At 65.0% G+C, this 9440-nt stretch carries 11 protein-coding genes and 1 pseudogene; 3 read left to right on the forward strand and 9 right to left on the reverse strand.

Translation table 11 applies throughout. The annotated features are described in order from the left end of the window. From VGV07_RS08195 to VGV07_RS08225, 7 genes and pseudogenes are all read right to left on the reverse strand, one after another. Nucleotides 1–92 (reverse strand): annotated as a pseudogene (locus VGV07_RS08195) (30S ribosomal protein S4); the annotation flags it as partial. A gap of 204 nt (nt 93–296) precedes the next feature. Beyond that, nucleotides 297–764 carry a hypothetical protein gene (locus VGV07_RS08200; protein ID WP_326868209.1) on the reverse strand — a complete coding sequence of 156 codons (468 nt, stop codon included), beginning with the start codon at nt 762–764 and terminating at the stop codon, nt 297–299. Between the two features lie 118 nt (nt 765–882). After that, a complete protein-coding gene (locus VGV07_RS08205) occupies nt 883–2121 on the reverse strand; it encodes an MFS transporter (protein WP_326868210.1) in 1239 nt (412 codons plus the stop codon). Between the two features lie 72 nt (nt 2122–2193). Next, nucleotides 2194–3012, reverse strand: a complete 819-nt coding sequence (locus VGV07_RS08210) for an RNA methyltransferase (protein ID WP_326868211.1) — start codon at nt 3010–3012, stop codon at nt 2194–2196. Nucleotides 3013–3032: 20 nt separating this feature from the next. After that, on the reverse strand, nt 3033–4490 hold the full coding sequence (locus VGV07_RS08215; protein WP_326868212.1) for a diguanylate cyclase: 1458 nt from the start codon (nt 4488–4490) through the stop codon (nt 3033–3035). 202 nt (nt 4491–4692) lie between these two features. Next, a complete protein-coding gene (locus VGV07_RS08220; protein WP_326868213.1) occupies nt 4693–5286 on the reverse strand; it encodes a GNAT family protein in 594 nt (197 codons plus the stop codon). 129 nt (nt 5287–5415) lie between these two features. Next, nucleotides 5416–5985, reverse strand: a complete 570-nt coding sequence (locus VGV07_RS08225; protein ID WP_326868214.1) for a GNAT family protein — start codon at nt 5983–5985, stop codon at nt 5416–5418. 80 nt (nt 5986–6065) lie between these two features. Here VGV07_RS08225 and VGV07_RS08230 point away from each other — a divergent pair, with 80 nt between their 5' ends. The 3 genes from VGV07_RS08230 to VGV07_RS08240 are packed head-to-tail and all read left to right on the forward strand — an operon-like array spanning nt 6066 to nt 7227. Then, nucleotides 6066–6512 (forward strand): GFA family protein, encoded by a 447-nt coding sequence (locus VGV07_RS08230; protein ID WP_326868215.1) that lies wholly within the window; start codon nt 6066–6068, stop codon nt 6510–6512. Next, on the forward strand, nt 6509–6838 hold the full coding sequence (locus VGV07_RS08235) for a TfoX/Sxy family protein (RefSeq protein WP_326868216.1): 330 nt from the start codon (nt 6509–6511) through the stop codon (nt 6836–6838). Before VGV07_RS08230 ends, VGV07_RS08235 begins: the two co-directional genes overlap by 4 nt. Further along, the gene (locus VGV07_RS08240) at nt 6835–7227 is read left to right on the forward strand and encodes a TfoX/Sxy family protein (protein ID WP_326868217.1); all 393 of its coding nucleotides are present in this window, start codon (nt 6835–6837) and stop codon (nt 7225–7227) included. Before VGV07_RS08235 ends, VGV07_RS08240 begins: the two co-directional genes overlap by 4 nt. Here VGV07_RS08240 and fabF read toward each other — a convergent pair. Together fabF and VGV07_RS08250 are read right to left on the reverse strand one after the other, a co-directional pair. Further along, nucleotides 7224–8495 (reverse strand): beta-ketoacyl-ACP synthase II, encoded by a 1272-nt coding sequence (gene fabF, locus VGV07_RS08245; RefSeq protein WP_326868218.1) that lies wholly within the window; start codon nt 8493–8495, stop codon nt 7224–7226. The genes VGV07_RS08240 and fabF overlap by 4 nt on opposite strands. 62 nt (nt 8496–8557) lie before the next feature. After that, nucleotides 8558–8950: a MarR family winged helix-turn-helix transcriptional regulator gene (locus VGV07_RS08250; RefSeq protein WP_326868219.1), complete on the reverse strand. Its 393-nt coding sequence runs from the start codon at nt 8948–8950 to the stop codon at nt 8558–8560. Between the last annotated feature and the right edge of the window lie 490 nt (nt 8951–9440).

Below are 9440 nucleotides of genomic sequence, written 5' to 3' on the forward strand. Positions count from 1 at the left end.
GCACGGTTATTGAGCGGGGACTTCGGACGGCCCCACAGGTTTTCGCCAAGACGGCGGTCGATCTTGTGCTTAACTGAATCGCGCTTCGACATCGGAATCCTTTCATAGATCGTCGAAAGTGATTGCGCCCTCCTCTGCCCGTCCTTGCGGAACGGACCGACAGATTCTCTGGTTTCAGGGAATCCCGGGTGCGCTCGAGGAGCCCGAAGGCTCGACAAGTGGGCGCGTGATAGAGGTGGAAGCCACAGGAGTCAAGCGCCGCGGGCTAGTCGGGAGAGCCGGCGGCGCCTGGCCGCTTAGCGCTCCTTGCGGCGAACGCGACCCTCGATCGGTCCGATCGCCTCGAGCAAGGCTTCGAGCAGGGCCTGCAGTTCAGCGCTTGCGACCACTCCTGTGTCGGGGCTCTCGTCATCGAGCATTGCCAGCGTCTGGTTGCCACCATTCCCGACGGCCGTCGGATAGGTCCAGTGATAGACCAGTGGCAGGCGCTTGCTGTTCTTCTTGTGCTTCAGCCTTACCGTCAGCGTCTCACCGGGTTTGACATTGATCCCGGTAATGTCGATCACGCCATTGCCGTCGATTTCGACGCCATGTGGACTGGTCGGGTTGTTGGGGTCGATCCCCCCGATGCCAAGGACTTCGACGCTCGCATCTGTCTGGTTGATGTGCACATCGGTCGCCAGTGCATTCGGTCGGTTCTCATTGGGCTGATTGGTCAGCTTCTCAGGGCACTTAAGTACATAGTTGTCGGTGTTCTGGGGCATCCTTTCCTCCCTCGGTCTGAGCCGACCATGTCGGCAGACCGGGAAGGAATAGCCCAAAGGCGCTTGTTTGGCGCTTTAAGTTCTGGACTCAGATTATTTCGTGCGAACCCGTAGCGGGCTAGACCATTTTCCGGTTGAGGGTGCGTTGATTGCGCAGTCCCGGAAACAGCCGGCTCCACAGCACCGCAATAGCGATCGAGCCGAAGCCGCCGATCACCACCGCCGGTACCGGACCGATCAGGTGCGCCACCGTGCCGGCGCGGAACTCACCCAGCTCGTTCGAGGCGCCGATGAACACAGAGTTCACCGCGTTCACCCGGCCTCGCACCTCCTCGGGCGTCCAGAGCTGCATGATGGTCTCGCGGATGGTGACACTCACCATGTCCGAGGCCCCCACCAGCGCCAGCGCCGGCACCGAGATCCACACCGTGGTCGAAAAGCCGAACAGCACGGTGAAGGCGCCGAACAGCCCGACGAACAGGAACAGCAGCCTTCCCGCATGGTCGCGGATCGGGAAGCGCGTCAGGAACAGAGCCATGGCGATCGCCCCGATCCCCGGCGCGGCGCGCAGGAAGCCGAGCTCCTGCGGCCCGGCATGCAGGATATCCTTGGCATAGATCGGCAGCAGCGCCACGGCGCCGCCCATCAGCACGGCAAACATGTCCAGGGAGATCGCGCCCAGCACCACCTTGTTGGAAAAGATGTAGCGGAACCCTGCCAGCATGGTCTCGAGGCTGGTCGCCTGGTGTGACTCGCGGTGCTGCGGCTTCGAAATCATCAACACCGAACCCATGGCGATCACCAGCAGAACCGCGCCGGTGCCGAACGCCACCGAGGGCGAGATGCCATAGAGCAGCCCACCCACCGCCGGCCCGGCGATCGAGGCGAACTGCCAGGCCGACATATTCGTGGTGATGGCGTTGGCGAGCGCTTCCGGCGGCACCAGGTTCGGCGCCAGCGATTGCGCCGCCGGGCTCCAGAACGCCCGCGCCGTACCGAGCACGACGAGAATGCCGAAGATCGGCCACACCTCGTGCGCCTGGGCGTTGACGAAAGCGAGGAAACCCAGCGCACACAGCAGCTCGACCCCGAGGCAGATCGCCATGATCATCCGCCGGTTGAAACGGTCGGCGGTGAGCCCGGTAACGAGGATCAGCACCAGCGCCGGCAGGAACAGCGACAGACCCACCAGCCCGAGCAGGAATGCCTCGCCGGTGACATCGTATATCTGCCAGGCGATCGACACCGACATGATCTGCACCGCAAAGCTGACCAGCAGCGTGGTCAGCCAGAAGAAGCGGAAGTTCCGGTAGCTGAAGGCGAGCTTGGACGGCTCGGCGGAGGTGGGAGAAGACATGATGCAGCCTGATGCCACGCCCGCGCCGGGGGCGTCAAAGCATACTTTGGGTGCTGTCCGATACGGCCGAAGTCAGCTTTCGCCCTTCGTCGCCTTTGCTGCTTCAGCTTCCCGCGCTTTCCGTCCCTGCCGCAGGTGCGCCCGATCGATCGACGAGATCACCCCGCGCAGGGTCCGGATTTCCTGGGTCGAGAGCTGTGCCCGGGTGAACGCAGCGCGCAGGTTGTCCACCATGGTCGGCCGCTTGTCCTCGGTCTTGAAGAAGCCAGTACGATCCAGCGTCTGCTCGAGATGCAGGAACAGCCCGATCAGTTCCTCGCGCGGCGCCGTCGGATCGAGCCCGCCAGTGAACGGCAGCACCTCGCCCTTGTCTGCCTGCTGCCGCCACTCATAGGCCATCAGCAGCACGGCCTGCGCGATATTGAGCGAGGCGAACGCCGCCTCGACCGGGAAAGTGACGATGGCGTCGGCGAGCGCCACTTCCTCGTTATAGAGGCCCCATTTCTCCCGCCCGAACAGCAGCCCGGCTTTCTCCCCGCCGTTGATCTGCGCGATCATCCGTTGCGCGCCCTCTTCCGGGCCATAGACCGGCTTCTGCATGTCGCGGCGGCGGGCCGTGGTGGCGAACACCAGTTGCAGGTCGGCAATCGCCTCCTCGACCGTTGCGAACACCCGCACCTTGTCGATGACATGGTCGGCCCGCGACGCCGCGGCGACAGCCCGCTCGTTCGGCCAGGGGTCGCGCGGGTTGACGAGCCTGAGGTCCCAGAGGCCGAAATTGGCCATGGCCCGCGCCGCCGTTCCGATATTCTCGCCCAGTTGCGGCTCGCACAGGATAATCGCCGGGCTCGGCCGGAAGACGAATTCCTGCGACTTGTCGGTTCCGGCCATCGGCGCCCTACATCCTTGTTTCACTGCATCGGCGGGCGTTCCGAATTCTCGAGGTCGCAGATCACCACCTGGTCGCGCCCTGCCCGCTTGGCCTCATACATCGCGCGGTCGGCGAGCGAAACCATTTCGGAGAGCCCGGTCCGGCTCGATGCATCAAATGCGACGCCGATGCTCACGGTGATCCGCTGCAGGCTGCCGCTTTCCAGCACCACCGCCAGGTTGGCGACCGCCTTGCGCATCCGCTCGGCCACCGCCTGCGCCTCACGCCGGCTCACCCTCGGCAGCACCAGGGCAAACTCCTCGCCCCCGATACGACCGAACAGGTCGCCCTGGCGGATGGCGGTACGGATTGCCGCCGCCACCGCCACCAGTACCCGATCCCCCGAGGGATGGCCGTGTACGTCGTTGATCTGCTTGAAGTTGTCGGCATCGAGCACCAGCACCGCGACCGCCGCCTCGTCCTCGAGGAGTTCGGCCAATAGCCCCGTCCCCGCCTCCATGAAGGTGCTGCGGGTCAAGGCGTCGGTCAGCGAGTCGTGCCGCGCCAGCCGCTCCAGTTGCTCGATGCGGCGGCGGCGCTCGGCGTTGACGCTGGCAATCACCATCGGCCCCAGCGCCACCAGCGCCACCCCCAGATGCACCGCAGTGATCGCATCGCCGGTGACATCCGCGCCAAGCCCGAGATCGAACAACCCCAGCTTGATGCCGATCATCGCAAGGCCCGAATAGATCATTACCAGCACCGCCGTGGCAGCCAGCGGCAGGGTCAGCGCACACCAGATCAGCGCCGGAACAGGAAACACGATGCCAATCGGACGTGTCACCAGCAGCGACAAGCCGATTGCTGCCGCCAGTCCCATCACCGGCAGTAGTGCCTGCCAGACCCGGCCGGGCCTGAGCCTGGGCAACGGCAGCCACTTCGATGGCGGCGGCACTGTCAACATCACCGGCAGGAGGGCGAGATAGTTCACCAGCTCGGCCGCAAACCAGCCGGCCCAGGCCTCGAAATAACTGCGGCCGGAGATCTCGCTCAATGCCACGCCGCCGACGATCCCGGCTGCGGCAGACGCGGCGCAGGTCATCAGCAGCAGGGAGATCACCCCCTGTGGTCGGCTCAGCGCCTGATCCTCCGGATCGAGCGCCCCGAACAGCAGGGTGAAAGCAAGCACGCCCACGAGGTTGCCGCCGGTCAGCACCAGCGCCAGCCGCAGACTGTCGCCGACCACCATGGCGGCCGCGAGGTATCCGATTGCGGCCCCGAGGATCACCGGCAGCGTCCGCAATTGGAGCGAGCGCACCAACACCCCGGCAAGCACCGCGTTGGCAGGCCAGAATGCGGCAAGGAACCCGGCTGGCCGCGACAGGCTGCCTGCGATGGCGGCGACGAAGACGAGAATGGCGACGATCAGCACGTCGCGTGCATGAAACGATAAGAACCGAGGGGTGCGGCTGCCCCCGGCCGCTGGCGTCAAGTCCATGGGGTCCTCTACAGATGCGTCCAATCGCGACATCGCGCCGAACGCCTGACCCCTCAATCAGCATTCTGCCGAAACGCGATGCCTCAGCAGAAACAAGTAGAACACGCAGCCTCACTCGCGTCAGGCCGATTGCATGCCAGCCATGCGGTTTTCGTACGTCGACGGAGCATGCCGTTGACTTTAACGTTACGCGCGCGTGACGTCAGGCCACCATGTGGTGGTTCAGCTCCTTGACCTTGCTGCCGCGCAGCCACTCGCGATCGAGAATGGCAAAATGCAGCTCCTCGTCCCACTCCCCCTGGAACAGCGCATGCTCGCGGAAATGCGCCTCGAGTCGCATGCCGATATCCTTGAGCAGCTTGGCTGAAGGCTGGTTTCGTCCGGAGCAGCGAGCAAAAATACGGTGCAGCCCAAGCTCGTTGAAGCCGAGATCCAGCATGGCGCGTACCGACTCGCGTGCATAGCCCTGCCCACGTTGCGCCGGGCTGAGGATAAAGCGCAGCTCGGCCTGCCTGGCCGTTGCGTCGGTCCAGCGCAAGGAGATCTGCCCGATCAGCATGTCGTCGGCCTTGCGTACCACAGCCAGGGTCAAGGCGTCGCCCGGCCGGGTCAGCCGGTGCTGCGCGCACATGGCGTCGAGTGCGGCCTTCACTTCCACCCGGTCTCGGGCCTTCCAGTCGAGGTAACGCTGCACCTCGGGCAAGGCATGGTACGCCATGACGGCGTCCAGGTCGGATTTCTGGAAGTTTCTGAGAGTAAGCCTCTCGGTCTCAATGGGAAAATCAGGCATCGCCATCTCCGCTCCTCCCCTCGTGGTGCTGCTTACTCCAGCAACGCGACGGGTTGATGGCGGTTCCGCCTTAGTCGTTGAAATATCTTGCCAAATCCATTGACCTGGGCGGAATAGCCAAGTCGTTGGCGGCACTTAGCGCCCGGCGCGATCGCGCCACTCGCCCTCCAGCAGGGCGTAGACGAACTCCTCGTCCCAGGCGCCCTTGAACAGTGCATGCTCACGAAAATGCGCCTCCCGGCGCATGCCGAGCCGCTCCATCACTTTCCACGATCCGGCGTTGCGCGCGTCGCAGCGCGCGAAGATGCGGTGCATCCCGGCGCCGTCGAACCCCATCTCCAGCAGCATGCGCGCCGCCTCGGTGGCATAGCCTTGTCCGTGGAACTCCGGATGAAAGATGTAGCCGATTTCCGCCTGCCGTGCCGGCCCGTCCCTGAGGATCAGCGACACCTCGCCGATCAGCCGCTGCGGATCCTTGAGTTCGGCCGCAAGGAACACCTTGTCCCCCTCGCCGGCCAGTTCGTACTGCCCGACGCGCATCTGCACCACTTCGGTGACGCTCTCGTGGCTCATCGGGCCATCGAACAGGTACTGCGCCACATCCTCGCGCTGCCGATACGCGAACACCGCGTCGACATCGCCGCGCGTGAACGGCCGCAGCCACAGGCGCTCGGTTTCAATCGGATAGTGAGGCGCGTAGACCATGCCGTTCGTCTAAAGCCGGCACTGCGAACGATCAAGCAGACGACTTGCGAATGGCAAACCCTCGGTGTCAGCATACGCGCATGACCGCAAACCCCAAACCCGAGATCGAACTCAGCGCCGGCTGCGCCTGCGGCGCTGTTTCCCTTACGGTGCGGGGCCGCATCCGCTCGATGTTCATATGCTCGTGCGAGGATTGCCAGCGCGCGACGGGCACCGGGCATTCGACCGTCGCGCTGGCCCGCCGGGCGGATGTCACCATCGCCGGCCCTACCGCCAGTTTCGCCCGCCCGGCCCATTCAGGCGCGACGCTCACGCGCTGGTTCTGTCCCGCCTGCGGCACCCCGCTTTACGCTCAGTCGAGCCGCGCCCCCGACTTGTGCATGCTGCCCGTCGGCCTGTTTGGCGCCGACGCCGGCTGGTTCGCCCCCAACCAGTTGATCTTTGCCCGCAGCCATCATGAATGGGACAGCCTGCCCGAAGGCCTCCCGCAGCACCCCACCTATCGCGATCCGGAGTCCCCTCGATGAGCGCTGCATCCGACGCCATGGGCGATCGCCTGCGCCCGCTGCTGCCCCCCGGTCTCGTCGAAAAGAAGATGTTCGGCGGCATCGGCTTCATGGTCGGCGGCAACATGGCCATCGGCACCACCGCCAAGGGCGAACTGCTGGTCCGCATCGATCCGGCGAAACGGGCCGAGGCGCTCGCAAGGACCGGTGCCTACCAGATGCACATGGGAGCCCGGCCAATGACCGGCTTCATTGCCGTCGCCGCTGGCGGCACGGCCGACGACGGGGCGCTCGCCCGCTGGATCGCTTATGCCCTCACCTATGCGGAGACCCTGCCCCCGAAATGAAGAACTCCGAAACGATGACGCACCTGGCCGAGCGCGTCCGCATGCTGGTCGGCGACGATCCACGCATCACCGAAAAGTACATGTTCGGCGGCCTGACGTTTCTCCTCAACGGCCACATTCTCGTCGGCTGCAAGAAGGATGGCGGCATCCTGGTTTCGGTCGGCAAGGACAATCACGAGGCGGCAAAAGCCCGGTCGGGCACCACCGAGATGGTGCACAACGGCCGGGTGATGTCGGGCTTCTTCTGGGTTGACGGCGACGCCATAGAGGACGATGAGGCGCTGGAAGACTGGCTCCGCTTCGCCGAAGCAGCAGTCGCCCAGCGCCCCCTCAAGGCAGAAAAGCCCAAGAAGACCAGATCGCCGAAAGCACCCAAAGACCGTTCCTAGACGGCGGAGAACACCAGCGTCGCGTTCACCCCGCCAAAGCCGAACGCGTTCGACAGCGCATGGCGAACCTGCTTTTCCTGCGCCACTTTCGGCACGAGGTTGAACTCAGCGCCCACATCCGGATCCTCGAGGTTACGCGTCGGCGGGACGATGCCATTGCGGATCGCGAGGATCGAGAACAGCGCCTCGATGGCTCCCGCCGCCCCCATCAGGTGGCCGGTGGCCGACTTGGTGGAGGAGATCGCCAGGTCCTTGCCACGATTGGCGAACACGGCGCCGATGCCCGCCAGTTCGGCCGCGTCCCCCACCTGCGTCGATGTCGAGTGCGCATTGATGTAGTCGATTTCGCCCGGCGACAGTCCGGCCATCCGCAAGGCCCCGCGCATCGCCGCCTGGGCACCGGCGCCGCCGGGCTCACCGGCCGTCAGGTGGTAGGCATCGGCCGATGTCCCGTAACCGGAAAGTATCGCGAGCGGCGTCGCGCCACGCGCCCTGGCGTGACTCAGCCGCTCGATCACCAGCACCGCAGCGCCTTCAGCCAGAACGAACCCGTCGCGCTTGCGGTCGAACGGCCGCGACGCGCCTTCGGGGTCGTCGTTGAACGCCGTCGCCAGCGCTCGCGCCGCTCCGAACCCGCCAACCGAGATTGGATCGACCGAACCCTCGGCGCCGCCGACCACCGCCACATCTGCTTCACCGGTCAGGATCAGCCGCATGCCGTCGCCGATGGCCTGACCGGACGCCGCGCACGCCGTCACCGGTGCGCCGATCGGCCCCTTGAAGCCGTAGCGAATGGAGATCCATCCCGCGGCGAGGTTGGCAAGAAAGCTTGGCACCGTGAATGGCGACAAGCGCCGCGGCCCCTTCTCGATGATCGTTTCCACCGCATGCGCCATGACTGGCGAACCACCGACGCCGGTGCCGATCACCGTGGCGGTGCGCGACTTTTCGTCCTCGGTCTCAGGCGCCCAACCGGACTGCTTGATCGCCTCCTGCGCGGCGACCAGCCCATACTGGATGAACAGGTCCATCTTCTTGATGTCCTTGGGGTCGATTGCCGTCAGCGGATCGAAACCCTGCGGGTCGGTATCGGTGGTCGGCACCAGCCCCGCCACCTTGGCGGCATAGTCGGTCACGTCGAACCGCGTGTTCCTGACGATGCCGCTCTTGCCGGCGATGAGCCGCGACCACACGGTCTCGACGCCGGTGCCCAGCGGGCTGACGACGCCCATGCCGGTAACGACGATCGGATCGGACTGAGTTACCATGGACTATCTTCCTTATGTGTAGTTACACGGGACTGCTCGAAACCAGTGGCCGCGGCGCCTGTCTAGATGGTGGCAAGCCGCTGCAGTTTCATCAGGGTATCCTCAAAGCCATCCGCGCCGAGTTCCGCGCGGATCTCGGCCTGCGCCTTGCGCCACAGCGGCAGCAACTCGTCGACCAGCGCCCTGCCCTTCGGCGTCAGCGAGCAGATCCGGCCATTGCCGTGCTCGGCCGGACGCGAAGCGATAAGCTCCATCTTCTCCAACCGATCGAGATTCCGGGTCAGCGTCGTCCGCTCGAAGCCGCGCCGCTCCGCCAACTCGCTGACGTTGCGCTCGCCGGAAGCGACGATCAGCCCGAGCACCGAGTACTGCGTCGAGGTGATGCCGAACGGCCGCGTATAGGCATCGTAGCGCCGCGTAATTGCCCGCGCCGCCATCCGCGTATTCGAAACCATGCACCGGCTGAAATCATCCATGCGCCGATAGATAGTGTGTATATGCACGGTGTCAACGGTGCTGCGCGCAAGTGCCAGGTATCGGCTCGGCCTCCCCTCCCATCGGCCGTCATCCGGCGCAGGCGGGGTCCCACCGCTCAGAGCGTTGGTCAGGCGAGAGCCGCACCGGTCCTTGATAGCAAGGTCGGCCGGACGAGTGATGGTGGCGAAGCCCGCGCCCTGGTTCCCGACTTTCGTCGGGATGACGACCGGTTGGTTGGCGCCATCGTGGCCACCACCAGTTCGCCTCGGGGTGCAAGGAGAATGCCCGTCGGGGCGCTTCCCCGTGCCCGATTTCATGCTATTAGCCCCGGCATCAGATTTTCCGCGCCGCTGAGGAGCTTACGCATGGCCAAGATCAAAGTTGCCAACCCTGTCGTCGATCTCGACGGCGATGAGATGACCCGCATCATCTGGCAGGCGATCAAGGACAAGCTGATCCTTCCCTATC

The organism is Devosia sp. (genome assembly GCF_035944845.1).
GTDB lineage: Bacteria > Pseudomonadota > Alphaproteobacteria > Rhizobiales > Devosiaceae > Devosia_A.